Raw genomic sequence first — 24,217 nt, forward strand, 5'->3', positions numbered from 1 at the left:
GGACGGTATGCAGGTGATCGACTGGGATCTCGCCGTAACGACCGGAACGCGCCTGGTGCGCCCCGGGCCGCAAGTGAGCCGAGAGGAGGCCCGGCAGGCGGTCGCGGAGCTGCGACAGCTGTCCCGCGAGGCCGAGGGGCACGTCCGGGAGTTCACCCGGATCGACACCGAGACCGCGCCCCAGCCCGCCACGATCGTCGACCGGTCCGGCTGGATCAAGGCCAACGTCGAGGGCTTCCGGGTGGTCCTGGAGCCGCTGACCGAGCGGATGGCCGCGCGCCGGGACCAGACGCCGGCGATCGTGTCCGCGGTGGGATCGCGCATCACCGGGGTCGAGGTCGGCGCGGTGCTGGCCTTCCTCGCCTCCCGCGTCCTGGGCCAGTACGAACTGTTCCTGCCGCCCGACCCCGACGGCCAGGCGGCCGCCGGCCGGCTCACCCTGGTCGCGCCCAACATCGTCCACGCCGAGCAGGAGCTCAACGTCCATCCGCGTGACTTCCGCCTGTGGGTCTGCCTGCACGAGGAGACCCACCGGGTGCAGTTCACCGGCGTCCCCTGGCTGCGGGAATACGTCCGCTCCCAGATGACGGAGTTCCTGCTCGCCTCCGACATCGACCTGTCCACGCTCCTGGAGCGGCTCCGCTCGGCCGCCGACGCGGTCGCCGACGCCGTCCGGGGCGGTGAGGGCAACCTGATCGACGCGATCCAGACGCCCGAGCAGAAGGAGATCCTCGACCGGCTCACCGCGGTGATGACCCTGGTCGAGGGCCACGGCGACTACGTCATGGACGCGGTCGGCCCCTCGGTGGTCCCCTCGGTCGCCGACATCCGGGCCAAGTTCCACCACCGCAGGGAGGGCGGGTCCCGGCTCGACCGCACGGTCCGCAAGCTGCTCGGCGTCGACCTCAAGATGAAGCAGTACGCCCAGGGGTCCGCCTTCGTCCGCACCGTCGTCGACAGCGTGGGCATGGACGGCTTCAACAAGGTCTGGACCTCCCCGCAGACCCTCCCCACCCAGGACGAGATCAGCCACCCCGAGCGCTGGATCGCCAGGGTGATCGGCGACCCGGCCCTCCCCGCGGCCGAGGCCGACGGCACCACCGGCTGACCGGGCGGCGCCACCTGCCGCCGGGAGGCCGGACAATGGCGGCATGGGTCCGCCTCCGGTCGTCGCCGATGTCCGCCGTGCCGTACGGCACGCCCTGGCCGACCTGGAGCCCGGCGACCTCGTGCTGGTCGCGTGCAGCGGCGGCGCCGACTCCCTGGCGCTCGCGGCGGGGCTGGGGGCCGTGGCGCCGCGCGCCGGGCTCCGCGCCGGGCTGCTGACCGTCGACCACGGCCTCCAGGAGGGTTCTCCGGACCGGGCCGCCGACGTCGTACGGCTCGCCCCCGCCCTCGGGCTGCTCGGCCCCGTGGAGGCGCTGAGCGTCTCCGTGGGGATCTCGGGGGGCCCCGAGGCGGCGGCCAGGGAGGCGAGATACGCGGCGCTGTCGGAGGCCGCCGGGCGCCTCGGGGCGGCGGCCGTGCTGCTCGGGCACACCAGGGACGACCAGGCCGAGACCGTGCTGATGCGGCTGACCCGGGGGAGCGGGACGCGCTCGCTGGCGGGGATGCCCGCGCGGGCGGGACTCTACCGGCGGCCGCTGCTGGGGCTCGGCCGCGCGACGACCGTGGCGGCCTGCGCGGCGCTCGGGCTGTCCCCGTGGGACGACCCGCACAACCTCGACCCCCGCTACACCCGGGTCCGGGTCCGTGAGCGGCTGCTGCCCGCCCTGGAGGAGGGGCTCGGTCCCGGGGTCGCCGAGGCGCTCGCCCGGACCGCCGCGCTGTGCCGTGACGACGCCGACGCGCTCGACGAGTGGGCCGACGCCGTCTACGCGCGGGCGGCCGTCCCCGATTCCGCTCTAAGCGATATCGGGGCGGTGGCGGTGACCGTCTCGGAGGTGGCGGGGGTGCCGGCCGCGGTGCGGCGGCGGGTGCTGCGGCGGGCGGCGATCGAGGCCGGGGCCCCGCCCGGCACGCTCGCGGCCTGGCACATCCTCCAGGTCGACCGTCTGGTCACCGACTGGCGGGGGCAACGGCGGATAGAGGTCCCCGGTGGGGTGGGAGCGGTCCGCCGGTGTGGCACGCTGGTGTTCGCCAGACAGTCAGTACGCCCCGTCTTGTAAGGAAATCCCAGGTGGACGCAGCCGACATGGGCAAGGACCTCTCGAAGGTCCTCATCCCGGAGGAAGAGCTCCAGGCAAAGATCAAGGAGCTCGCGAGCCGGATCGACGAGGATTACGCGGGCAAGGACCTGCTGATCGTGGGAGTGCTCAAGGGGGCGGTCATGGTCATGGCCGACCTGGCCAGGGCGCTGCACGTGCCGGTCCAGATGGACTGGATGGCCGTCTCGTCCTATGGCGCCGGCACCAAGTCGTCGGGCGTCGTGCGCGTGCTCAAGGACCTCGACACCGACATCGCGGGCCGTCACGTGCTGGTGGTCGAGGACATCATCGACTCCGGCCTGACCCTCTCGTGGCTGGTGCACAACCTGAAGTCGCGCAATCCCGCCTCCGTCGAGATCTGCGCCGCGCTGCGGAAGCCGGACGCGGTCAAGGTGCCGATCGATGTGAAATACATCGGTTTCGACATTCCCAACGAGTTCGTCATCGGTTACGGGCTCGACTACGCAGAGCGATATCGCAACCTTCCCTTCATTGGGACCCTTGCTCCGCATGTGTATGGAGCGGGCTGAAAAGTACGCCCTGCGCGAAGCGTGCCCTCCACGGCGGCGACATTGCTCATAGCGGCGGGGAACACCGGCCTACTTGACGTACGTTGGTAGGGCAAAGCCGGTACCGCCCGGGCAGTTACTGTGCGCGGCACGCCGGTGTACCTTCGGACTCCAAAGAGATGACCTTCCGGGGCGTCTCTGGGGAGTCAGTTGGAGCGGTTAGGGATACCGCGAACCCCGGGTCCGCCCGGGGTTGCCAGGCCTTGGTCAGGAAGGGACGGGCCCGCCGGGGTTCCGCATCGGATGGATCTCAAGCGATTTACACGTGGGCCACTGCTGTGGATCCTGGGCATCGTCGTGCTGCTCCTGCTCGTGACCACGATGTGGAGCGGCGACGGCAATTTCGAGAAGACCGACACCTCGAAGATCGTTAGTTGGATCGACGAGGGCAAGGTCTCCAACGCGAAGATCATCGACAAGGACCAGCGCATCGAGGTCACCACGACCGACGGCAAGCGCTACTACTCCTCGTGGGTGACCGGTCAGGGCGTCCAGCTCGCCGACCAGCTCCAGCAGGCCAAGAAGGCCAACAAGCTCGCCAAGGACTACACCGTCGACGTGCCGAAGGAGAACTTCCTCCTCGGCCTCCTGGTGAGCTTCCTGCCGATCGTCATCATCGTGCTGATCTTCCTGTTCATCATGAACCAGATGCAGGGCGGCGGCTCCCGGGTGATGAACTTCGGCAAGTCGAAGGCCAAGCTCATCACCAAGGACACCCCGAAGACCACCTTCGCCGACGTCGCGGGCGCCGACGAGGCCATCGAGGAGCTCCAGGAGATCAAGGAGTTCCTGCAGGCCCCGGCCAAGTTCCAGGCGATCGGCGCGAAGATCCCCAAGGGCGTCCTCCTCTACGGCCCGCCCGGAACCGGTAAGACCCTGCTCGCCAGGGCCGTCGCCGGTGAGGCCGGGGTGCCGTTCTACTCGATCTCCGGCTCCGACTTCGTCGAGATGTTCGTCGGTGTCGGCGCCTCCCGGGTCCGCGACCTGTTCGAGCAGGCCAAGGCGAACGCCCCGGCGATCATCTTCATCGACGAGATCGACGCGGTGGGCCGCCACCGCGGCGCCGGCCTCGGCGGTGGCCACGACGAGCGCGAGCAGACCCTGAACCAGCTCCTCGTGGAGATGGACGGCTTCGACGTCAAGGGCGGCGTGATCCTGATCGCCGCGACCAACCGGCCCGACATCCTCGACCCGGCGCTGCTCCGTCCGGGCCGTTTCGACCGGCAGGTCACCGTCGACCGCCCCGACCTGGAGGGCCGCAAGGGCATCCTCCGGGTGCACGGCCGCGGCAAGCCGTTCGCCGAAGGGGTCGACCTCGACGTCATCGCCCGCCGGACGCCCGGTTTCACCGGCGCCGACCTGGCCAACGTGATCAACGAGGCCGCGCTGCTCACCGCGCGCGCCGACCAGAAGCTGATCACGATGGAGATGCTCGAGGAGTCCATCGACCGCGTGATGGCCGGTCCGGAGCGCAAGACCCGCGTCATGTCGGACCAGGAGAAGAAGATCATCGCGTACCACGAGGGCGGCCACGCCCTGGTGGCGCACGCGCTGCCCAACTCCGACCCGGTCCACAAGATCACGATCCTGTCCCGCGGCCGCGCCCTCGGTTACACGATGACGCTGCCGATGGAGGACAAGTTCCTGGCGACCCGCTCGGAGATGATGGACCAGCTCGCGATGTTGCTGGGCGGCCGCACGGCGGAGGAGCTCGTCTTCCACGAGCCCACCACCGGCGCCTCCAACGACATCGAGAAGGCCACCTCCATCGCCCGCCGCATGGTCACCGAGTACGGCATGAGCGAGCAGCTCGGCGCCCGCAAGTTCGGCACCGGCAACGCCGAGGTCTTCCTCGGCCGTGAGATGGGCCACGAGCGCGACTACTCCGAGAAGATCGCCTCCACGATCGACGAGGAGGTGCGCCGCCTCATCGAGGCCGCGCACGACCAGGCCTGGGAGATCCTCGTCGAATACCGCGACGTGCTCGACAACCTGGTGCTGGAGCTCATGGAGAAGGAGACGCTCTCCCGCGACCAGGTGCTGCAGATCTTCGCGCCGGTCGTCGTCAAGGAGAAGCGCCCCTCCTACTCCGGCTACGGCAAGCGGCTGCCGTCGAACCGGCCGCCGATCCTGACGCCGAAGGAGCAGTCGGGCAACGGCGCCCTCCCGGCGGGAGCGGGCCACACCGACACCGTGCCCAGGGACGGGAACTGAAGCGTGAGCGTGAAGCCGTTGCAGGTCGACTCGGCCCGGATCGAGAAAGCAGTCCGCGAGATCCTCATCGCGCTCGGTGAGGATCCGGACCGGGACGGCCTGCAGGAGACCCCGGCCCGCGTGGCCCGCGCCTACGCGGAGCAGTTCGCCGGGCTGGGGCAGACCCCGGAAGACGTGCTGTCCACGGTCTTCGACGTCGACCACGACGAGATGGTGCTCGTCCGTGACATCGAGGTCTATTCCACCTGCGAGCACCACCTGGTGCCCTTCCACGGCCTCGCCCACGTCGGCTACATCCCGAACGAGAAGGGTCAGGTCACCGGCCTGTCCAAGCTGGCCCGCCTCGTCGACGTCTACGCCCGCCGCCCCCAGGTGCAGGAGCGGATGACCTCGCAGATCGCCGACGCGCTCATGAGCGTGCTGGAGCCCCGCGGGGTCATCGTGGTGATCGAGTGCGAACACCTCTGCATGACCATGCGGGGTGTCCGCAAGCCCGGCGCCAAGACCATCACCTCGTCCGTGCGCGGCGACTTCCGCACCAGCGACAAGACCCGCGCCGAGGCCATGGCGCTCATCCTCCGCTGAGCCCGAGCCCGAGCCCGAGCCAGTCCGAGCCCTTGCCCGCAGAGACCCCGCCTTGTCCGGACCGCCACGGCGGTCCGGACAAGGTTTCTGCGTTGCGGCCGGGTTCGAAAGCCCTCCGATCCCGCTCCGTCCGGGCTAATATCTCCACACTCGCCAAGGTCCGGCATGCGCGGCCGACTGCCTCGGGATGGACGGGCTGATTCGTTATGGCACAAGCTGGACCCGCGAGATGGGCGAAGAGTGGACAACGCCTAGGCTTGTCCGCATGACTACGTGGAGTGTGCCGGGGATGCCCGACAAGGGCCGATGCCTGGTGATGGGCGTGGTCAACGTGACCCCCGACTCGTTCTCCGACGGCGGGCGGTGGTTCGACCCGGCGGCCGCCGTACGGCATGGCCTGGAGCTGGTCGAGCAGGGCGCCGACATCGTCGACGTGGGCGGGGAGTCCACCAGGCCCGGAGCGGCGCGGGTGTCGCTCGAGGAGGAGCTGGCCAGGGTCGAGCCGGTCATCAGGGAGCTGAGCCGTGCGGGTGTCACGGTCAGTGTCGACACCATGCGGGCCGAGGTGGCGCAGGCGGCCGTGGACGCCGGGGCGAGGCTGGTCAACGACGTCAGCGGCGGTCTGGCGGACCCGGCGATGCCGAGGGTCGTCGCCGCCTCCGGCGTCCCGTACGTGGTGATGCACTGGCGGGGGCACAGCCACACGATGAACAGCAGGGCGGTCTACGACGACGTCGTGACCGAGGTGCGGGAGGAACTGTCCAAGCGGATCGCCTCCGTGCTGGCCGAGGGGGTGGCCGACAGTCAGATCGTGATCGACCCGGGTCTGGGCTTCTCCAAGAACCCCGAACACAACTGGGCCCTGCTGGCGGGCGTCGACCGGCTCGCCGAGCTGGGCCACCCGCTGCTCATCGGGGCCTCGCGGAAACGATTCCTGGGCCGGCTGCTGGCGGACCCGGACGGCACCCCGCGTCCTTTCAGTCGCAGTGATGACGCCACGCTCGCCGTGACCGCCCTCGTCGCCCAGGCGGGGGCATGGTGTGTGCGAGTGCACGACGTACGCCCGAACGCGGACGCCGTCCGCGTGGCTGCCGCAGTCCAGGGAGCGAGAGCATGAGCGTCGACACCACCGCTGTCGAGACGGTCAACCAGGCGTTCTACACCGCCATCGAGAACGCGGATCTCGACAGGATGACCGAGATCTGGGCCGAAGACGTCGACGGCGAGCAGGTGAGCTGCGTGCACCCGGGGTGGCCGATCGTGAACGGCCGCCAGGAGGTGCTGCGCTCCTGGGCGCTCATCATGGCCAACACCCCCTACATCCAGTTCGTGCTGACCGACGTCCGCGTCATGGTCCTGGGCGATGTGGCCATTCTCACCTGCGAGGAGAACATCCTCACCGCCGGTGACGAGGGCGACTCCAGCTTCGCCGCGGGCAAGGTGGTGGCGAGCAACACCTTCATCAGGACGGCGGCGGGCTGGCGGCTCTGGCTGCACCACGGTTCGCCGGTGCTGCAGGGCGACGAGGACGAGGAAGAAGAGGAAGCCGCGTGACAGACCGGATCAGCGTCAAGGGCCTGCGGGCACGGGGACGGCACGGCGTGCTGGCCGCCGAGCGCGAGCTCGGCCAGGAGTTCGTCGTCGACGCCACGCTCTTCCTCGACACGGCGCCCGCGGCGGCCGGGGACGACCTCACCAGGACCGTGCACTACGGCGAGCTCGCCCAGGACCTGGTGAAGGTCGTGGAGGGCGAGCCGGTCAACCTGATCGAGACGCTGGCCCAGCGCCTGGCGGAGGTCTGCCTGGCGCGCGAGCAGGTGCTGTCGGCGGAGATCAGTGTGCACAAGCCGGCCGCGCCGATCCCGCTGCCGTTCGACGACGTGGTAGTGACGATCACCCGGAGCCGGGGATGAAGGTCGTGCTGGCGCTCGGCAGCAACCTGGGTGACCGGTTCGAGACGCTGCAGGGCGCGCTCGACGCGCTCTTCGACGCCCCCGAGCTCGACTTCGTCGCGGTCTCGCCCGTATACGAGACCGACCCGTTCGGCGGCCCCGAGCAGGGCCCCTACCTCAACGCGGTGGTGATCGCGCAGACCACCCTGGGACCCCGGACGCTCCTTGAGCGCGCCCAGGGGGTGGAGAACGCCTTCGGCAGGGTCCGCCAGGAGCGGTGGGGGCCGCGCACCCTGGACGTCGACCTGATCGCCGTGGGCGACGTCACCGCCGACGACCCCGAGCTGACGCTGCCGCACCCCAGGGCGCACGAGCGCGCGTTCGTGCTGGTGCCGTGGCTGCGGGCCGATCCGGACGCGGTGCTGGCCGGGCGCAGGGTCGAGGACCTGCTGGCCGGGCTGGACCAGGACTACGTGCGGCTGCGTGCCGATCTGACGCTGCAGAGGCCCATTTGAAGCCGACCCGTCCCGGCGTGCTCGTCGGTCTCGTCGTCGTGTTCGCGATCATCACCTGGGCGCTGCTGAAGCCTCTTTACTCGTCCCTGCCGACCGTGCCGTGGACCGCGATCCCCACGGTGCTCCTGCTGGCGATCGGCGAGATCTACAGCGGGTGGATGACGAAGGCCAGGATCGAGCGCAAGGGCGACACCAAACCCGTCGAGCCGCTGGCGGTGGCCCGGCTGGCGGCCCTCGCCAAGGCCTCCGCGTACGGCGGGGCGATCTTCGGCGGCGTCTTCGCCGGGTTCACGATCTACACCGCCGACCTGCTGGAGCAGGGCGTGCCCCGCCGCGACTTCCTCATCGCCGGCGGCTCGTTCGTGGGCTGCGTGGTGCTGGTCTGCGCCGCCCTCTACCTCGAATACTGCTGCAAGGTGCCCAAGGACTCCTCGGAGGAGGACCGCTAGCCCCGGGGCGGCGCGGCCCGTGCGTCACTTGTCGATGTCGCCCACGACGAAGAACATCGACCCCAGGATGGCCACCATGTCGGAGACCAGGTGGCCGGGGAGCATCTCGCGCAGCACCTGGACGTTGTTGTAGGAGGCCGAGCGGAGCTTCATCCGCCAGGGGGTCTTCTCGCCGCGGGAGACCAGATAGTAGCCGTTGATGCCGAGCGGGTTCTCGGTCCAGGCGTAGGTGTGGCCCTCGGGCACCTTGAGCACCTTGGGCAGGCGCTGGTTGACCGGCCCCTGCGGCAGCTCCCGGAGCCGCTCCAGGCAGGCGTCGGCCAGGTCCAGGGAGACCTTCACCTGCTCCAGCAGCACCTCGAACCGGGCGTGGCAGTCTCCGGCCGTCCGGGTGACGACCCGCACCGGCAGCTCGCCGTAGGCGAGGTAGGGCTCGTCCCTGCGCAGGTCGAGGTCGACCCCGGAGGCGCGGGCGATCGGGCCGCTCACGCCGTACTGCATGATCGTCTCCCGGTCCAGCACGCCCACCCCGACCGTGCGGGCCAGGAAGATCTCGTTCCCGGCGATCAGGTGCTCGATGTCGGGCAGCCGCCGCCGCACGTCCGCGACGGCGCGCCCGGCGCGGTCCGTCCAGCCCTCGGGCACGTCCTCCTTGAGGCCGCCGACCCGGTTGAACATGTAGTGCATCCGGCCGCCGGAGATCTCCTCCATCACGGCCTGGAGGGTCTCGCGCTCCCGGAAGGCGTAGAAGACCGGGGTGATCGCGCCGAGCTCCAGCGGATAGGAGCCGAGGAACATCAGGTGGCTGAGGACCCGGTTGAGCTCGGCCAGGAGCGTGCGCATCCAGACCGCCCGGACCGGCACCTCCATGCCGAGCATCCGCTCCACCGCGAGCACGACGCCCAGCTCGTTGGCGAACGCCGACAGCCAGTCGTGCCGGTTGGCCAGCACGATGATCTGCCGGTAGTCGCGCACCTCGAACAGCTTCTCCGCGCCGCGGTGCATGTAGCCCACGATCGGCTCGGCCGCGCTGATCCGCTCCCCGTCCAGGGTGAGCCGCAGCCGCAGCACCCCGTGGGTGGACGGATGCTGCGGCCCGATGTTGAGGACCATGTCCTCGGTCGCGAGCTCCTTGCCGCGCACTCCGTGCACGGCGTCCGCTCCGGCGCCGATCCCTACGCTGATCTCCCGGGGCGCGCCTCCGGCACGACGCTCAGTCATAGGGCCATGCTGTCACGTCAGCTCCGCGACAGCAGGTCCCGCAGAGCGGCGACCAGACGGTCGACGTGCTCCTCGGTGGTGCCGATCCCGATGGAGGCGCGGACCGCGGAGGCGGTGACGTCGTCGCAGCCGCCGTCCTTGGCGCCGAGGAGGTGACGGACGAAGGGGTGGGCGCAGAACTTGCCGTCGCGCACGCCGATGCCGTACTCGCCGGACAGGGCCTCGGCGACCTCGCGGGCGGTGAAGCCGTCCACCACGAAGGAGACGATGCCGACGCGGGGGTGGTCGGGACCCCACAGGGACAGCTCGTGGACACCCTCGACGGAGGCCAGGCCGGCGCGGAGGCGGCCGATGAGGCGCTCCTCCTCGCGCAGCAGCGGGCTCCAGCCGGTGGCGCTCAGGGCGTCGCAGGCGGCGGCCAGGGCGATGGCGCCCAGGACGTTCGGGGTGCCGGCCTCGTGACGGGCCTCGGGGTCGTCGTGCCACTCGGCCCCGTCGCCGTCGACCGAGCGCACCGCGCCGCCGCCCCGCAGGTACGGCTCCGCCTCCGACAGCCAGTCGGTCCGGCCGACCAGGGCGCCGGTGCCGAAGGGGGCGTAGAGCTTGTGGCCGGAGAAGACCACGTAGTCCAGGTCCAGTGCGGTCAGGTTGAGCCGGCGGTGCGGGACGAGCTGGGCGGCGTCGACGAGGATGCGGGCGCCGTGGCGGTGGGCGATGTGGGCCAGGGCGGCGATCGGCCAGAGCTCGCCGGTGACGTTGGAGGCCGCGGTCACGACCAGCAGCTTGGGGCCGTGGATCCCGGCCAGCGCCTCGTCGGCGGCGCGGACCGCCTCGCCCGGGAAGGCGGGGGGCGCGAGCCGTACGGCGTCGGCCCAGGGCAGCAGCGAGGCGTGGTGCTCGGTGTCGAAGACCACGGCGGTGGTCCCCGCCGGAAGGCTGCGGGCCAGCAGGTTGGTCGCGTCGGTGGTGTTCCGGGTGAAGATCACCGAGTCGTCGGGGCGCGCCCCGACGAAGGCGCGGACCGTGTGCCGGGCCTGCTCGTAGCGGGCCGTGGTGAGCTGGGAGGCGTACCCGGCACCGCGGTGGACGCTGGAATAGGCCGGGAGCGCGGCGGCGACGGCGGCGCTCACCGGCTCCAGACAGGGCGCGCTGGCGGCGTAGTCGAGGTTGGCGTAGGGGACGAGCCTGCCGCCCCTGACCGGGACCTGGAGGTCCGAGCCGAGCACCGCGGGGATCCGCCGGTCCTCGGACGCGCGGGTGGCGGGGACGGTCACGGACGTGGCGGGGGCGGAGGTGAAGATCGTCAGTGCGGACACGCCAGAACTCCTCGGAGGTCATCGGACCCCAAGCCGTGGCGTTGGTGCGTGGAGCCCGCGCTTGCCCGGCACGCTCCGTGCCGGACCAGGTCCTCACCCGGGGCACCCCGCCGCGGACGCGAGGGTTGCCGGCCAGCGAGCCGGGGCTTGTCACTGGCACTCATGACCTACAGGGGAACTATAACCGACTCCTGGCCGGGCTCCGCAAGTCGTTGAAATGCGCAGTTGTGATCCTTGTTCAGGAACTCACGGTGATGCCCAGTCGTCTAGGCAGTGACCCCTGACGCCTGACGGAGGAGTGAACGATGGATTGGGTGACTGATCCCGAGATCTGGATAGGGTTCGTCACCCTTGTCGGCCTGGAGATCGTGCTGGGCATCGACAACATCATCTTCATCTCGATCCTGGCGGGGAAGCTCCCGCCCGGCCAGCGCGACAAGGCGCGGAAGCTGGGTCTCCTCGCCGCCCTGGTCAGCCGGCTGCTGCTGTTGCTGGCGCTGTCGTGGGTGGTGAAGCTGACGGCGCCGATGTTCGAGGTCTTCGGCCATCCGATCTCGGGACGCGACCTGATCCTGATCCTCGGCGGCCTCTTCCTGCTGGGCAAGAGCGTCTTCGAGATGCACGACAGCCTTGAGGGCAAGTCGGGTCACGCCAGCGGCAGGGTCGCCGCCTCCTTCACCGCGGTGATCCTCCAGATCATGGTCCTGGACATCGTGTTCTCCCTCGACTCGGTGATCACCGCGGTCGGCATGGTCGACGAGCTCGGCGTCATGGTCGCGGCCGTCATCGTCTCGGTCGTCGTGATGCTCTTCGCCTCCGGCCCGATCAGCCGTTTCGTGGACAAGCACCCGAGCATCAAGATGCTCGCCCTGTCGTTCCTGGTGCTGATCGGCGTCGTGCTCATCGCCGAGGGCTTCGAGCAGCACATCTCCAAGGGCTACATCTACTTCGCGATGGCGTTCTCGCTCGTCGTGGAGCTGCTGAACATCCGGATGCGCGGCAAGGCGGCCAAGGGCGTGCCCGAGGAGGACGGGCCGGTCGAGCTGCACCACCGCTACGAGGCGGACGAGCGGGCCGGGTCCCCGCAGGACCAGGGCGTGCGTGGACCGTCGGACCGGGTGGCGGAGCCGGATCCCGATCACGGTGGAGGCTCAGCGGTCAGGTGACCTCGCCGTGAAAGCGGCCGGCCTGTCGTGGTGCGCGGCCCGGAGCCGGTCGCCGAGATCGGGGCGCCACCACCCGTCGGCATCGGGGCGCGGGCCCGCGCCTGCCATGGCGTCCCGGAATGTCCGTCGGTTGTTCCTGGCGGGCGTGTCGTCAGCCTGCCGAAGCTCCCGTGCGGTCCGCCGCCGTCCGGCGGAGATCTCCGCCGGTTCCGTCCGTCAGGGTGCACCGGCCGTCCACGCAGGAGCGTTGGAGACGGCCCATCGAGATCGTCTGCACCAGTCCGATGGCCCAGCAGGTCGGGCAGCCGCGCAGAGCAACCAGGCCGAGCGGCGCCAGCAGCAGACTGGCCGGTCCGGCCGTCGGGACCAGCGCGACGGCTCCGATCAGGAGACCGAACCCGAGCCCGCCGCGGAGCAGGTGCCGGGAGACGGACCTGCTGGCGAAGCCCGCGTCGCCGGTCATCTTCGTGCTTCTCATTCGATTCCTCCCCAGTTCTGGGTCTGCAGGTCGCCGCGGACGGCGGCCCGGGCGCGGTGCAGCCGGGATTTCATGGCGGCGCTGCTCAGCCCGAGGGATCTGGCGACGACAGGGCCCGGCAGGCCCTGGACATCACGCATGATCAGCACGAGGCGTTGATCGGCCGGCAGCGCGGCGATCGCGGTGGCGACCTGGTCGACTTCGAGGCCCCGCAGCACCTCGTCCTCCGCGGAGGAGCAGGATCCGTCAAGGGCCGGTTCGGCCCGCCACACCAGCGACTGGGCGCGGCGCAGGCATTCGTTGCGCACGATCTGGAACATCCACGAGGCCAGCGCGCCGGACGCCCGCAAGGTGCCGATCTTGCGGAAGAGGATGATGAGCGCCTCTTGGGCGGCGTCCTCGGCGTCCTGCGGACTCGCGCACAGCGAGAAGGCGAACCGCCGCACGTGCGGGTGGGACCCGCTGACCAGAGCGGCGATCGACGCCTGGTCTCCCTGCTGCGCCGCCGCGATCAGCTGCCGGCTGGGCCACCGGGATCGGGAGGCCCTAGCCACGGGACCGGGCCCGCTTGCGGAGGAACGCGACGCTGCACGCGCAGATGAGCACTGCCGCGACAGCGATAACGATCATGGTGGTCAAGGGAACCTCCTGTCCGTCGACCGGCCGTGGCGCCGGTACGCATATAAGGCCGGTACTCATATAAGAGGGAGTCTCGGCGGAAAAGGATTCAGCCCGCTTGAGGGTCGATCCCGCGGAGATCCCCGAAGGTCCGCCGCGAAACACCTCCAGCCGGCCTGCGTCCGCCGCGAAACACCTCCCGACGGCCTGTGCCCGTTGATCCGTTCGGTCTGTCGGAGCTCGCGTACGGCCGGGCCGGCCGCCTCGTAGCTCACAAGTTTGGCAGCGAACATTACGATGCTTACGTGCGCTTTGATCCTTGGAATCCGGAATTCGTCGCCCACCCCTATGACGTCTACGCCGAGCTGAGGCGGGAACGGCCGGTCAGCTTCTTCGAGCCGACCGGCCAGTGGCTGATCGCCCGGCACGCCGACGTCAACGCGCTGCTGCGCGACCGCCGGCTCGGCCGCTCCTACCTGCACGTCGCCACGCACGCCGAGTTCGGCAGGCCGGACGACCCCGACTTCCAGGACCCGTTCTGGCGGGTGGTCCGGGCCGGGATGCTCGACGTCGAACCGCCGGTCCACACGCGGCTGCGGCGCCTGGTGTCCAAGGCGTTCACCCCGCGCATGGTGGAGGCGCTCCGCCCGAAGGTCGCCCGGATCGCCGGGGAACTGGTGGAGGCGTTCGTCGAGCGCGGCGGGGGCGACCTGATCGCCGAGGTGGCCGAGCCGCTGCCGGTGACCGTGATCGCCGAGATGCTCGGCGTGCCCGAGGCCGACCGGCACCTGCTGCGGCCCTGGTCGGCCGACATCTGCGGGATGTACGAGCTCAACCCGTCGGTCGAGGCCCAGCACACCGCGGTGCGCGCGGCCCAGGAGTTCTCCGACTACCTGATCGAGCTGGCCCGCGCCCGCCGGGCCGACCCCGGCGACGACCTGATCAGCGCGCTGGCCCTGGTGGCCGACGAGGGCGACAGGCTCACCGAGGAGGAGCTGGTCGGCACCTGCGTGCTGCTGCTCAACGCCGGGCACGAGGCCACCGTCAACGTCACCGGCAACGGCTGGTGGTCGCTGTTGCGCAACCCGGCCGAGCTGGAACGGCTCCGCGCCGACCACGGCCTGCTGCCCACGGCGATCGAGGAGCTGATGCGCTGGGACACCCCGCTGCAGATGTTCGAGCGCTGGGTGCTTGAGGACATCACCGTGGGCGGGGTGGACATCCCGCGCGGCACGGAGGTGGCGCTGCTGTTCGGCTCGGCCAACCGCGACCCCGAGGTGTTCGCCGACCCCGACCGCCTCGACGTGGGCCGGGCGGACAACCCGCACATCTCCTTCGGCGCGGGCATCCACTTCTGCCTGGGCGCCCCGCTGGCCCGGATCGAGCTGGCCGAGTCGTTCGGCGCGCTGCTGCGCAGGGCCCCGAAGCTGGAGCTCGCCGCCGAGCCCACCTGGGGGCCGGGCTACATCATCCGCGGACTGACCTCCCTCGACGTGCGGGTCTGAGCCGTACGGTCGCCCCCGGACCCCTCGGGGGCGACCGACCCGGTTCCGACGAGGGCGAGCCGCCGCCTCAGCACTCCTTCGCGGCCTGGCAGAGCCGGGGAGTCACCGCTCCGGCATCGGCCAGCAGCCCGCCGAAGTCGTGCTTGCCGACCTTGCCGTACGCCGTGAACTCGCTGTACAGCAGAACGGAGCTGCCCCGTCGGACCACCACGGCCCGCTCGGCGCCGCCGAGGCTGTCCGCCGTGACGTCCTGGGCGCTGAAGGTGAACGCCTCGTCACCGAGCTTCGCGATCGGCCGGGTCTTGACGGCCAGCTTCTTCGTGGCGCACGACGCGGCCCCGGCCCGCACCCCCTTCATGACCTGCTGAGCGGCCTCGGGGCTCGGCATGACGACCAGCTGCTCGGCATAGCGGTAGTCGCTGTCGCCTCTGGCGGTGACCGTACGGGAGTCCTCGGCCTTGCGCACACTCGGCCGCTTCCCCGGGCAGTCGGTCAGCAGGGCGAGGGGTTGTGCCCGGTCGCTGACCTTCCAGTTGAAGACCTTGTTCCGGGCCTCCTTGTGCTCGTACTTCAGGAAGCCCTTGGGGATCTCCCGCGTGGAGGACGCGGAGGCGGGGGCGGCGGCGGCACCGCAGAGGAGCAGGGCGACGGCGGCACCGGACAGGACAAACTTGATCATGAAGAACACCGCTTTTCGGTCAGTTGGATGAGCGACATCCCTTTGATGCGATCAAGGAGCCGGAAGTTCGCCTCTGATCCGGCGGATTTCCGGAGACCGGGTGCCCCCGGGACGCGCCGGCCAGGAGTGCTGTGGCACCACCACACCGGCTCCGACGCGCTCGGCGTTCTCCTCCAGCGCGTCGGCGGCCACGGCACCGCGCTCCCGAGCGGCGGCCAGGCCTTCTCAGAGGCGGGCCTGGGACAGCCAGCCGAAGCCGCCGAGCCCCTCGGCGGCGATCAGCTCCGCCTCCTGGGAGGCCCTGGCCAGGGCGCGGAGATAGCCGCGCGGGTCGTCGCGGGCGTGCTCGACGGGCGGACGGGTCCCGGTGACGCCCAGGGCGCGCAGCGCCTGCCGTTGGGTGGTCAGGGCCGTGGTGACGGCCCCCGCGCGCTCCCCGGCGGCCGCGCAGGCGTCGAGGGCCACGTGCGCGGTGATGTCGCACGACCCGTCCGGCACGGGTGCGACGGCCGCCCCGTCGCGGTAACCGGCCAGCGTCCCGCACGGCGGGCGGTCGTCCACAGGGTGTGCGTAGTCGATCGCGATCGCCCGCCCGCGGGCCAGCCGTACGATCACCGAGGCCCAGGCCTCGTCGCGGGGCCTGCCGATCTCGGCCCGCTCGCCCGGGGCCCGCATCGGCCACCAGCGGGCCAGCCAGGCCAGGTCGGCCTCCGACGGCCTGTCGCCGAGCCGTTCCGCGCCGGTCGACGGGTCGACCAGGACCAGCCGGGGCCCGTCCGCGGTCTGCTCGGCGACGTCCACCGGCACGTTGTCCAGCCACTCGTTGGCGATCACGAGGCCGTTGATCCCGTCCGGCACGGTCCGCGCCCATGCGATCTCCCCGGGCAGCCGGGCGGGCCGGGGGGCCAGGTCCACCCCGGTCACCCGCAGCCGCGGCCGGAGCCCGGGCGGCGCGGCGGCGAGCACCCCGGCCGCCAGGGTGCCCTCACCGGCGCCGACGTCCACCAGGTCGATCACCGGCGGGCCGCCGAGCGCGTCGTCGAGCGCGACGAGCTCGCACAGCACGGCCTCGGCGAAGACGGAGGACGCGCCGACCGAGGTCCGGAAGTGCCCGGAGGGACACTCCCGCAGGTAGAAGCCGTTGTCGCCGTAGAGCGCCCGCTCCGTCGCGGCGCGCCAGGTGAGCCACACGTCCACAGACGCTACAGCGCCCGGCCACGGGAGGGCCGCCGGACAGCCGGTGGACGGCGGGTCGGATCTCAGAAGGGCCCGGGACCAGGCGGGCGCGGGTCCTCGGGGAACGGGGTCAGACGGCGTGGGATCAGACGGGTGGGGCCCCTCGGAGGGCGCAGGACAAGGCGGGTGCGGGTCCTCGGAGCAGGTGCGGATCCCCACGCGGACGCGGGCCCGGACGGGGCGATCCCCAAGCGGGGGCGGGCTCCGGAATCGGGTGCCGCTTTCGGACACGCGCCTCGGCGTGGTTGCGGTGGCCGGGCCCGTTACGCTGGTCAACTGGGCACGGAGCCCCCATCTGGTCGAAGGACGGGACGTCATGGACGCAGGCGATCGCCCGGCACGGTTGGCCGTCGGAGTGGTCGGAGCCGGCCGGGTCGGCTCGGCACTCGGCGCCGCGCTCGCACAGGCGGGCCATCGAGTCGTCGCCGCGAGCGGGGTCTCCGACTCCTCCCGGGAACGGGCGGCCGAGCGGCTCGGCCTGACCCTCACCCGCCCGGAGGACGTGGTGGCCGGATCCGACCTCGTCCTCCTGACGGTCCCCGACGACGTGCTGCCCGACCTGGTCACGGGTCTGGTCGGCACCGGCGCCGACCTGCGGGGCAAGCTGGTGGCCCACACCAGCGGCGCGTACGGCCTGGCCGTGCTGAACCCGGCGACCAAGGCGGGGGCGCTCCCGCTGGCGCTCCACCCGGTGATGACCTTCACCGGCAAGGACGACGACCTCCGCCGGCTCGTCGGCATCTCCTACGGTGTCACCGCGCCCGAGATGCTCCGCCCGGTGGCCGAGGCGCTGGTCATCGAGATGGAGGGCGAGCCGGTCTGGATCGAGGACGAGGACCGGCCGCTCTACCACGCGGCCCTGGCGGGAGCGGCCAACCACATGGTGACGCTCGTCGCGGAATCCTCCGAGCTGCTGGAGAAGATCGGCGTGGAGCAGCCGGGCCGGATGCTCGGCCCGCTGCTGGGCGCCGCCCTGGAGAACGTGCTGCGGCTCGGCATCGGCGGGCTGACCGGCCCGGTGGTGCGCGGAGACGCCGGGACGGTCCGCAAGCACGTGGACGCGCTGATCCTGGCCGCCCCCGAGGCGGCGGACGCCTACGTGGCCCTCGCTAGGCTCACGGCGGACCGGGCGCTGGCGGCCGGGCTGCTCAAACCGGAGGCCGCCGAGCGTCTCCTGGACGCTCTGGGAGGCAACATATGGACGTGATCGTGGTGGGTGACCGCGCCGAGCTGGCCAAGGCGAGGCAGGCCCTGAGGATCGGCGGAGCGGTGTCCCCCGGAAGGGCGGCCCTGGCGCTGGTGCCGACCATGGGGGCGCTGCACGAAGGACACCGCTCGCTCATCCGGCTGGCCCGGGAGCAGGCCGAGCACGTGGCCGTGAGCATCTTCGTCAACCCCCTGCAGTTCGGCCCGGGCGAGGACTACACCCGCTATCCCCGCACGTTCGACACCGACCTGGAGGTCTGCGCGGCTGAGGGCGTGAGCATGGTGTTCGCGCCCTCCGCCGATGACATGTACCTACCGGACCGGCAGGTCGGCGTCTCGGCGGGCGGGATGGGCACGATCGTCGAGGGGGTGTTCCGGCCAGGTCACCTCGACGGCGTGCTCACCGTGGTGCTCAAGCTGTTCAACCTGGTCCAGCCGGATGTGGCGGTGTTCGGGCAGAAGGACGCCCAGCAGCTGGCGATGATCCGCCGGATGGTCGCCGACCTCGACGTCCCGGTCTCCGTCGTCGGGGCGCCCACGGTCCGGGAGGCCGACGGCCTGGCGCTGTCCAGCCGTAACCGCTACCTGTCCTCGCATGAGCGCCGGACGGCGCTGGCCCTGTCCCAGGCCCTGTTCGCGGGGGCCGCGGAGCCGACGCCGGAGGAGGTCCGGCGGACCGCGCGGGCCGTGCTGGCGGGGGAACCGGCCGTGGAGGTCGACTACCTGGTCCTGGTGGACCCGGCGACCTTCGAGGAGGTCGGTGCCGACCACCGGGGTGAGGCGATCCTCGCCGTGGCCGCGCGGGTGGGTTCCACCAGGCTGATCGACAACGTGACGGTCACCCTCTAGCGCGGCGTCCACCGGAGTTCTCCGATCCGGTGGCGCGCCGCCTCCGGGGCTGCCTCGGCTACCTCGGCTCAGGAGTCGATCCGGCGGCGCGCCGTCTCCGCGGCTGCCTCGGCTCAGGAGCCGAGGTAGCGCAGGACCGCCAGCACCCGGCGGCTGTAGCCCGTGGCGTGCGACAGCCCGAGCTTGTCGAAGAGCGAGTTGACGTGCTTCTCCACCGCGCTCTGCGACACGTGCAGCGCCTGCGCGATCGAGGCGTTGGTCTGGCCCTGGGCCATCCGCTCCAGCACCTCGCGCTCGCGCGCGGTCAGCTTGGCCAGCGGGTCCACCTGGCTCGTCCGGGCCAGCAGCTGGCGCACCACCTCGGGGTCGAACGCGGCGCCCCCCGCGCCCACCCGCTCCAGCGCGTCCAGGAAGTCGGTCACCTGCGCGACCCGGTCCTTGAGCAGGTAGCCGACACCCTCCACGTTCGCGCTCATCAGCTCGGTGGCGTACTTCTTCTCCACGTACTGCGACAGCACCAGCACCTTGACCTCCGGCCAGCGCCGCCGGATCTCCAGCGCCGCGCGCAGCCCTTCGTCGGTGTGCGTGGGCGGCATCCGCACGTCCACCACCACCGCGTCGGGCCGGTACGCGGCCACCGCCGACACCAGCGCCTCGCCGTCGCCGACGGCGGCCGGCACCTCGTGGCCCTCCTCCAGCAGCAGCCGTACCAGGCCCTCGCGCAGCAGCGTGGAGTCCTCGGCCAGGATCACCCGCACGGCAGCTCCGCCACGATCGTGGTCGGCCCGCCCGACGGGCTGATCACCGTGAAGGTCCCGTCCAGGGCGGCGACCCGCCGCGCCAGCCCCGACAATCCGCCGCCCGCGGCATCCGCCCCGCCCACACCGTCGTCCTGTACGCACACGACGACCATTGTGTCCCGTTCGCGCACCTCCACGGTGACGGCGGTGGCGCGGGCGTGCTTGGCGGCGTTGGTCACCGCCTCGCTGACCACGAAGTAGGCGACGGTCTCCACCGCCATCGGCGGCCGTGCGGGCAGCTCGCACACGATCTTGACCGGCACGCTCGACCGCTCGGCCACACCGGCCAGCGCCTCGCCCAGGCCGAGGGAGTCCAGCCCCGACGGGTATACCCGCCAGGCCACCTCGCGCAGCTCGGCCAGCGCCTGCTGCGCCTGCTCGTGCGCCTGCTCCAGCAGCTCGGGACGGCCCCTGCGGGCCCGCCCGACCAGCATCGACAGCGCCACCAGCCGCTGCTGCAGCCCGTCGTGCAGGTCGCGTTCGATCCTGCGCCGCTCGGCGTCCACCGCCGCCACGACGCCCGCGCGGCTCTCGGCCAGCTCGGCGATGCGATGCCGGAGCACCTCGGTGGGGTCGGGACCGAGCATCCGCAGGGCCAGCCGCCGCTCCAGCGCGTGCACCCCCGCCATGCCCGACAGGTCCAGGAACAGCAGGACCGTTCCTCCCAGGGCGGCGTAGGCCAGCAGCGGCACGGTCGGCCTCATGCCGTCGATCGGCAGCCCCCTGCCCCAGAACCAGACGAGCTTGACGGCCACCTCCGTGCCGAGGGCGAGCAATGTGACCACCAGGCCGCCGAGCACGCCGACCGGTGCCCGCGCCGCCAGATACCGCAGCTCCCGTCCGTCGGAGTGGCCCGTGCCGAGTCCGAGGGCGGCGGGGTCGAGGCGTAGCCGGCGGGCTTCGAGCACGGCCAGCCGCCGGGCCACCGCCCGCACGGCCGGACGGCCGGCGAACGGCAGCGCCGGCAGGAGGAAGACCAGGTCGAGCAGGGCGGTGACCGTCCCCAGCAGCACCGCCCCCAGCAGCCGCAGCCCCTCAGCGGCGAGACGCATGTCGCCCCTGGTGTCGCTCGGCAACCCTGACGCCCACGAACACCAGGACGGCCAGCAGTACCAGGGCGATCACCACGTTGGTGCCCATGCCGACGTAGGCCTCCACCAACGACCAGTTCTCGCCCAGGACGTAGCCCGTCAGAACGAAGATCGTGTTCCAGATGAGGCTGCCGGCCGTGGTCAGCAGCGTGAACGCGGCCAGCGGCATGCGCTCCACCCCGGCTGGGATCGAGATCAGGCTGCGGAAGATGGGGATCATCCGGCCGAAGAACACGGTCTTGCGTCCATGCTTGAGGAACCACGCCTCAGTCTTGTCGATGTCGGAGATCTTCAGCAGCGGGATCCGGGCGGCCAGGGCCAGCGTACGCTCGCGGCCGAGCAGCGCGCCCACCCAGTACAGCGCCAGCGCGCCCAGGACCGAGCCCGCCGTGGTCCACGCGAGAACGGTCAACAGGTCCATCTCGCCCCTGGAGGAAGTGAAGCCGGCCAACGGCAAGATCACTTCACTGGGTAGGGGCGGGAAGAGATTCTCCAGCGCGATCGCCAGTCCCGCACCTGGCGCTCCGAAGCTCTCCATCAGCCCAACCAGCCAATCTGTCATGCCCCAGAGGCTATGAACGGTCAGGGTATCGCCGGAATGAGGCGTGTGACCGTTTCCAGGTGTGGAAAACCACACCTGCGGAAAACCACCGGCATAAGCGGACATCAGCCTCATTCCTCCAGCCGAACCGCCGAACCTACTGTTCCTGGCCATGATCGGAAAGATGTTCGACGTCCCGAGACGGATGTTGGCCGGCCTGGCCGCCCTTCTCGCGCTGGCCGCGGTCGTCGTGCTGTCCGCCATGACGGACAGCACGATGCAGCCCCTGCCGGCCTCGGCCCCGAGCGGCGAGTTCAGCGCCGAGCGGGCCGTGGCCCACCTGACGGAGTTCGCCACCCGGCCGCGGCCCATCGGCAGTGCCGAGAGCGACCGAGCCAGGGACTACCTGGCCGGGCGGCTGCGCGCCGCGGGTCTCCAGGTCGAGGTCCAGCGGTCGGTCGGGGCCCGTTCGGCGGCGGGGTTGGCGACGTTCGGCCAGGTCGACAACATCGTGGGCCGGCTGCCGGGGACCGACCCCACCGGTACGGTTCTCATCGCCGCCCACTACGACTCCGCGGCGATGGGACCGGGTGCTTCCGACGACGGCGCGGCGGTAGCCGCGATGATCGAGACGGTCCGGGCGCTGCGGGCGGGCACCGGCCCGCGTAATGACATCGTGCTGCTCATGTCGGACGGCGAGGAGGACGGCGTGCTCGGCGCCGAGGCCTTCGTCCGCGAACACCCCTTGGCCCGCAAGGGCGGCGTGCTGCTGAACTGGGAGGCCCGCGGGGTGAGCGGCCCCTCGCTGATGTTCGAGACCTCAAGGAACAACGCCCGGCTGGTCGAGACGTTCGTCAACGCCGTTCCGGCTCCGCGCGGTGACTCCTCCATGGTGGAGCTCTATCGGCTGCTGCCGAACAACACCGACTTCACCCCGCTGACCAAGGCCGGGTTCACCGGCATGAACTTCGCCTACATCGAGCGTTCCTCGCTCTACCACACCGCCGACGACTCCATCGCCAACCTTCACCGCGGAAGCCTGCAGCACCACGGCTCGAACATGCTGGCGCTGGCCCGTGCCCTGGGGAACGCGGACCTCGGGTCGTTGCCCGCCGACCATGACGTCACCTATTTCCGTGCCCTCGGAACCATGATCACCTACTCGGACCGGCTCGTATGGCCGCTGGCGGTGTCGGCCGCCCTCGCGGTGGCGGGATTGGCGCTGCTGGCCCGCGTCAGGCGGCTGCTCAGCCTTCCCCGGCTGCTGTGGGCGGCGGCTTCGGCCGTCGTCCCGCTGGCCGGATCGGCTCTCCTGGCGCAGGGGCTGTGGGAGGTGCTGGTGGCCGTGCGACCCGCCTACGACACCATGGGCGGCCTCCTGCATCGCCCGCAGGCGTTCCAGGCGGCGGTCGCGGTCCTGTCCGGGGCGGCGCTGCTCGGCTGGTACCTGCCGTTGCGTCGCAGGCTGGGGCCGGCGGCGCTGTCGGTCGGGGCGCTGGTCTGGCCGGCCGGGCTCGGCGTGCTGTGTGCCCGGTACGCGCCCGGGGCGTCCTTCCTGTTCGCCCTGCCGGCGCTGCTGTGCGCGCTCGGCGGGCTGGCTGCCGTCCTGATTTCCGCATCCGCCTGGGCACGGCTGACGGCGGCGATGCTGGGTCCGGTCACGGCCGCGATGCTGCTGCCCTCTCTGGCGGCCAACACCTTCGACGGGATGGGGTTGGCGCTGGGCGGGGTGAGCGCGCTGGTGCTGGCACTGTTCGGGCTGACGGTGCTGCCGATCATCGAACTGTTCCTGCCCACACCCGGCGCCGGGCCGGAGCGGGCCGTCGCCGTGCCCCTGACAGCCGTCGTCCTCGCCCTGGGACTGGTCGGTGCGGGGCTGCTGGTGGACGGGTTCGACGCGGACCGGCCGCAGCGCACGCACCTGGCGTACGTCATGAACGCCGACACCCGCACCGCTCACTGGGTCAGCGCCGACACCGACCCCGGAGAATGGACCAGGCGGTACGTGTCCGGCCACGAGTCCGCGGCACTGCCGGAGGGATACGCGCGGGGCACGCTTCGGACCGGTCCCGCGCCGGTGATCAAGGCCGACGGCCCGCGTGTCTCCGTGCTGGCGCGCGACCAGGAAACGGTCAAGCTGCACGTGACGGCAGGCAGGGGAGCGCGTTCGGTGACGCTGAGGATCGACCACCCGATCACCGCGGCCACCGCGTCCGCCGGCAGGTTCGGCTCCGTGAGCGTCCCCGTCACCGGGAAGCGGGCCGGCACCTGGCCCGCGGAGGTCCGCTTCCGGGGCATCCCCGCTCAGGGAGTCCAGATCACGGTGCGCATCCCGGACGCGGACCGGGCCCGCCTCACCGCCATCGCGGAGACCGACGACCTGTCCGCGGTGCCGGGCTTCCGCCCAAGGCCGCCCGGCCTGACCGCGGCCACCAGGGAGGACGGCGACCTCATCGCGGTTACCCGCACCTACACCCTGACGAGCGCCTCTCACCGCCCACAGCGCCCGTCCTCGGATTCCGGCAAGATCACGCGATAGCCCGTGCTGTCCGTGGACGTGGACCGGGCGGTGACCGCCGGGCACCGGGCGAGGAGGGGGCGGTAGCGCCGCCGGTGGCTCCGGGGCGTCGGATATATTCCGCGCAGGCGTGCACGCTCATGGGGCGGCGCGACCGGACGAAAGGTGATCGACGCATGCTCCGGACCATGCTCACGTCCAAAATCCACCGCGCCACCGTCACCCAGGCGGACCTGCACTATGTCGGGTCGCTGACCGTCGACGCGGACCTGCTCGACGCCGCGGGCCTGCTCCCCGGCGAGCAGGTGCACGTGGTGGACATCGACAACGGTGCCCGGCTGGTGACCTACACGATCGCGGGCCCCCGGGGGTCCGGGATCATCGGTATCAACGGCGCCGCCGCCCGTCTTGTCCACCAGGGCGACCTGGTGATCATCATCGCGTACGGCCAGCTCGACGACGCCGAGGCGAGGACCTTCCAGCCCAGGGTCGTCCACGTCGACCGTGACAACCGGATCGTGGAACTCGGCCACGACCTCGCCGCTCCGCCCCCCGGCTCCGC

24 protein-coding genes, 1 pseudogene and 1 riboswitch are annotated in these 24,217 nt (G+C 71.3%); of the genes and pseudogenes, 16 read left to right on the plus strand and 9 right to left on the minus strand.

The genetic code is table 11. From position 1 onward, the window contains the following. Positions 1 to 7: 7 nt before the first annotated feature. From J2S55_RS18035 to J2S55_RS18080, 10 genes are all read left to right on the plus strand, one after another. A complete protein-coding gene (locus J2S55_RS18035; RefSeq protein WP_306862108.1) occupies positions 8 to 1,108 on the plus strand; it encodes an Rv3626c family coenzyme F420 biosynthesis-associated protein in 1,101 nt (366 codons plus the stop codon). Between the two features lie 43 nt (positions 1,109 to 1,151). Further along, positions 1,152 to 2,168 carry a tRNA lysidine(34) synthetase TilS gene (gene tilS, locus J2S55_RS18040; protein WP_306862111.1) on the plus strand — a complete coding sequence of 339 codons (1,017 nt, stop codon included), beginning with the start codon at positions 1,152 to 1,154 and terminating at the stop codon, positions 2,166 to 2,168. Between the two features lie 11 nt (positions 2,169 to 2,179). Next, entirely contained in the window at positions 2,180 to 2,737 is a 558-nt protein-coding gene (gene hpt / locus J2S55_RS18045; RefSeq protein ID WP_218919784.1) for a hypoxanthine phosphoribosyltransferase, read from the plus strand. Between the two features lie 282 nt (positions 2,738 to 3,019). Then, on the plus strand, positions 3,020 to 4,990 hold the full coding sequence (gene ftsH, locus J2S55_RS18050) for an ATP-dependent zinc metalloprotease FtsH (protein ID WP_306862115.1): 1,971 nt from the start codon (positions 3,020 to 3,022) through the stop codon (positions 4,988 to 4,990). Between the two features lie 3 nt (positions 4,991 to 4,993). Continuing rightward, the gene (gene folE / locus J2S55_RS18055; protein ID WP_306862118.1) at positions 4,994 to 5,575 is read left to right on the plus strand and encodes a GTP cyclohydrolase I FolE; all 582 of its coding nucleotides are present in this window, start codon (positions 4,994 to 4,996) and stop codon (positions 5,573 to 5,575) included. Positions 5,576 to 5,840: 265 nt separating this feature from the next. Continuing rightward, positions 5,841 to 6,692, plus strand: a complete 852-nt coding sequence (folP, locus tag J2S55_RS18060; RefSeq protein ID WP_306862121.1) for a dihydropteroate synthase — start codon at positions 5,841 to 5,843, stop codon at positions 6,690 to 6,692. After that, complete coding sequence (locus tag J2S55_RS18065) at positions 6,689 to 7,129, plus strand: nuclear transport factor 2 family protein (protein WP_306862124.1); 441 nt, start codon at positions 6,689 to 6,691, stop codon at positions 7,127 to 7,129. The genes folP and J2S55_RS18065 overlap by 4 nt, the downstream gene beginning before the upstream one ends. Next, a complete protein-coding gene (folB, locus tag J2S55_RS18070; protein ID WP_306862126.1) occupies positions 7,126 to 7,488 on the plus strand; it encodes a dihydroneopterin aldolase in 363 nt (120 codons plus the stop codon). The genes J2S55_RS18065 and folB overlap by 4 nt, the downstream gene beginning before the upstream one ends. Next, positions 7,485 to 7,982, plus strand: coding sequence for a 2-amino-4-hydroxy-6-hydroxymethyldihydropteridine diphosphokinase (folK, locus tag J2S55_RS18075; RefSeq protein ID WP_306862128.1), 498 nt, complete (start codon positions 7,485 to 7,487; stop codon positions 7,980 to 7,982). Before folB ends, folK begins: the two co-directional genes overlap by 4 nt. Next, positions 7,979 to 8,431 carry a DUF3180 domain-containing protein gene (locus tag J2S55_RS18080; protein WP_306862131.1) on the plus strand — a complete coding sequence of 151 codons (453 nt, stop codon included), beginning with the start codon at positions 7,979 to 7,981 and terminating at the stop codon, positions 8,429 to 8,431. The genes folK and J2S55_RS18080 overlap by 4 nt, the downstream gene beginning before the upstream one ends. A 24-nt stretch (positions 8,432 to 8,455) precedes the next feature. Here the strand turns inward: J2S55_RS18080 and J2S55_RS18085 are convergent, their stop codons facing one another. Beyond that, positions 8,456 to 9,652, minus strand: coding sequence for an NADH-quinone oxidoreductase subunit D (locus J2S55_RS18085; RefSeq protein WP_306862134.1), 1,197 nt, complete (start codon positions 9,650 to 9,652; stop codon positions 8,456 to 8,458). Between the two features lie 17 nt (positions 9,653 to 9,669). Beyond that, on the minus strand, positions 9,670 to 10,968 hold the full coding sequence (locus J2S55_RS18090; RefSeq protein ID WP_370879684.1) for an aminotransferase class V-fold PLP-dependent enzyme: 1,299 nt from the start codon (positions 10,966 to 10,968) through the stop codon (positions 9,670 to 9,672). Positions 10,969 to 11,020: 52 nt separating this feature from the next. Continuing rightward, a riboswitch (SAM riboswitch) is annotated at positions 11,021 to 11,136 on the minus strand. Positions 11,137 to 11,273: 137 nt separating this feature from the next. On the opposite strand from J2S55_RS18090, the gene J2S55_RS18095 reads away from it, so the two are divergent. Then, positions 11,274 to 12,134 carry a TerC family protein gene (locus J2S55_RS18095; protein ID WP_306862137.1) on the plus strand — a complete coding sequence of 287 codons (861 nt, stop codon included), beginning with the start codon at positions 11,274 to 11,276 and terminating at the stop codon, positions 12,132 to 12,134. 151 nt (positions 12,135 to 12,285) lie between these two features. On the opposite strand, the gene J2S55_RS18100 is transcribed toward J2S55_RS18095, so the two are convergent. Both J2S55_RS18100 and J2S55_RS18105 read right to left on the minus strand, forming a co-directional pair. Next, on the minus strand, positions 12,286 to 12,612 hold the full coding sequence (locus J2S55_RS18100) for a hypothetical protein (RefSeq protein ID WP_306862140.1): 327 nt from the start codon (positions 12,610 to 12,612) through the stop codon (positions 12,286 to 12,288). Next, positions 12,609 to 13,166, minus strand: coding sequence for an RNA polymerase sigma factor (locus J2S55_RS18105; RefSeq protein WP_306862144.1), 558 nt, complete (start codon positions 13,164 to 13,166; stop codon positions 12,609 to 12,611). The genes J2S55_RS18100 and J2S55_RS18105 overlap by 4 nt, the downstream gene beginning before the upstream one ends. 369 nt (positions 13,167 to 13,535) lie before the next feature. On the opposite strand from J2S55_RS18105, the gene J2S55_RS18110 reads away from it, so the two are divergent. Then, the gene (locus tag J2S55_RS18110; RefSeq protein WP_306862147.1) at positions 13,536 to 14,735 is read left to right on the plus strand and encodes a cytochrome P450; all 1,200 of its coding nucleotides are present in this window, start codon (positions 13,536 to 13,538) and stop codon (positions 14,733 to 14,735) included. A gap of 67 nt (positions 14,736 to 14,802) precedes the next feature. Here the strand turns inward: J2S55_RS18110 and J2S55_RS18115 are convergent, their stop codons facing one another. Together J2S55_RS18115 and J2S55_RS18120 are read right to left on the minus strand one after the other, a co-directional pair. Further along, a complete protein-coding gene (locus tag J2S55_RS18115) occupies positions 14,803 to 15,414 on the minus strand; it encodes a hypothetical protein (protein WP_306862148.1) in 612 nt (203 codons plus the stop codon). Positions 15,415 to 15,639: 225 nt separating this feature from the next. After that, on the minus strand, positions 15,640 to 16,605 hold the full coding sequence (locus J2S55_RS18120; protein ID WP_306862151.1) for an SAM-dependent methyltransferase: 966 nt from the start codon (positions 16,603 to 16,605) through the stop codon (positions 15,640 to 15,642). 361 nt (positions 16,606 to 16,966) lie between these two features. Here J2S55_RS18120 and J2S55_RS18125 point away from each other — a divergent pair, with 361 nt between their 5' ends. Together J2S55_RS18125 and panC are read left to right on the plus strand one after the other, a co-directional pair. Beyond that, complete coding sequence (locus J2S55_RS18125) at positions 16,967 to 17,857, plus strand: Rossmann-like and DUF2520 domain-containing protein (protein ID WP_306862153.1); 891 nt, start codon at positions 16,967 to 16,969, stop codon at positions 17,855 to 17,857. Continuing rightward, the gene (gene panC, locus J2S55_RS18130) at positions 17,848 to 18,705 is read left to right on the plus strand and encodes a pantoate--beta-alanine ligase (protein ID WP_306862156.1); all 858 of its coding nucleotides are present in this window, start codon (positions 17,848 to 17,850) and stop codon (positions 18,703 to 18,705) included. The genes J2S55_RS18125 and panC overlap by 10 nt, the downstream gene beginning before the upstream one ends. Positions 18,706 to 18,818: 113 nt before the next feature. On the opposite strand, the gene J2S55_RS18135 is transcribed toward panC, so the two are convergent. The 3 genes from J2S55_RS18135 to J2S55_RS18145 are packed head-to-tail and all read right to left on the minus strand — an operon-like array spanning position 18,819 to position 21,158. Next, a complete protein-coding gene (locus tag J2S55_RS18135) occupies positions 18,819 to 19,463 on the minus strand; it encodes a response regulator (protein ID WP_306862158.1) in 645 nt (214 codons plus the stop codon). After that, entirely contained in the window at positions 19,454 to 20,557 is a 1,104-nt protein-coding gene (locus J2S55_RS18140) for a sensor histidine kinase (RefSeq protein WP_306862161.1), read from the minus strand. Before J2S55_RS18140 ends, J2S55_RS18135 begins: the two co-directional genes overlap by 10 nt. Then, on the minus strand, positions 20,541 to 21,158 hold the full coding sequence (locus J2S55_RS18145) for a DedA family protein (RefSeq protein ID WP_306862164.1): 618 nt from the start codon (positions 21,156 to 21,158) through the stop codon (positions 20,541 to 20,543). The genes J2S55_RS18140 and J2S55_RS18145 overlap by 17 nt, the downstream gene beginning before the upstream one ends. 151 nt (positions 21,159 to 21,309) lie before the next feature. Between J2S55_RS18145 and J2S55_RS18150 the strand changes: the two genes are divergently transcribed. Together J2S55_RS18150 and panD are read left to right on the plus strand one after the other, a co-directional pair. After that, complete coding sequence (locus J2S55_RS18150) at positions 21,310 to 23,676, plus strand: M28 family peptidase (protein ID WP_306862167.1); 2,367 nt, start codon at positions 21,310 to 21,312, stop codon at positions 23,674 to 23,676. 155 nt (positions 23,677 to 23,831) lie between these two features. Continuing rightward, positions 23,832 to 24,215, plus strand: a pseudogene (panD, locus tag J2S55_RS18155) (aspartate 1-decarboxylase); the annotation flags it as partial. Positions 24,216 to 24,217: the final 2 nt, after the last annotated feature.

It is taken from the genome of Streptosporangium brasiliense (assembly GCF_030811595.1).
Lineage (GTDB): Bacteria > Actinomycetota > Actinomycetes > Streptosporangiales > Streptosporangiaceae > Streptosporangium > Streptosporangium brasiliense.

Bases quoted from the DNA above. Each gene is read 5' to 3' on its own strand.
- J2S55_RS18035 (WP_306862108.1), top strand. From the start codon at position 8: ATGCAGGTGATCGACTGGGATCTCGCCGTAACGACCGGAACGCGCCTG.
- tilS (WP_306862111.1), top strand. From the start codon at position 1,152: ATGGGTCCGCCTCCGGTCGTCGCCGATGTCCGCCGTGCCGTACGGCAC.
- ftsH (WP_306862115.1), top strand. From the start codon at position 3,020: ATGGATCTCAAGCGATTTACACGTGGGCCACTGCTGTGGATCCTGGGC.
- folP (WP_306862121.1), top strand. From the start codon at position 5,841: ATGACTACGTGGAGTGTGCCGGGGATGCCCGACAAGGGCCGATGCCTG.
- J2S55_RS18065 (WP_306862124.1), top strand. From the start codon at position 6,689: ATGAGCGTCGACACCACCGCTGTCGAGACGGTCAACCAGGCGTTCTAC.
- folK (WP_306862128.1), top strand. From the start codon at position 7,485: ATGAAGGTCGTGCTGGCGCTCGGCAGCAACCTGGGTGACCGGTTCGAG.
- J2S55_RS18085 (WP_306862134.1), bottom strand. From the start codon at position 9,652: ATGACTGAGCGTCGTGCCGGAGGCGCGCCCCGGGAGATCAGCGTAGGG.
- J2S55_RS18095 (WP_306862137.1), top strand. From the start codon at position 11,274: ATGGATTGGGTGACTGATCCCGAGATCTGGATAGGGTTCGTCACCCTT.
- J2S55_RS18100 (WP_306862140.1), bottom strand. From the start codon at position 12,612: ATGAGAAGCACGAAGATGACCGGCGACGCGGGCTTCGCCAGCAGGTCC.
- J2S55_RS18115 (WP_306862148.1), bottom strand. From the start codon at position 15,414: ATGATCAAGTTTGTCCTGTCCGGTGCCGCCGTCGCCCTGCTCCTCTGC.
- J2S55_RS18125 (WP_306862153.1), top strand. From the start codon at position 16,967: ATGGACGCAGGCGATCGCCCGGCACGGTTGGCCGTCGGAGTGGTCGGA.
- panC (WP_306862156.1), top strand. From the start codon at position 17,848: ATGGACGTGATCGTGGTGGGTGACCGCGCCGAGCTGGCCAAGGCGAGG.
- J2S55_RS18140 (WP_306862161.1), bottom strand. From the start codon at position 20,557: ATGCGTCTCGCCGCTGAGGGGCTGCGGCTGCTGGGGGCGGTGCTGCTG.
- J2S55_RS18145 (WP_306862164.1), bottom strand. From the start codon at position 21,158: ATGACAGATTGGCTGGTTGGGCTGATGGAGAGCTTCGGAGCGCCAGGT.
- J2S55_RS18150 (WP_306862167.1), top strand. From the start codon at position 21,310: ATGATCGGAAAGATGTTCGACGTCCCGAGACGGATGTTGGCCGGCCTG.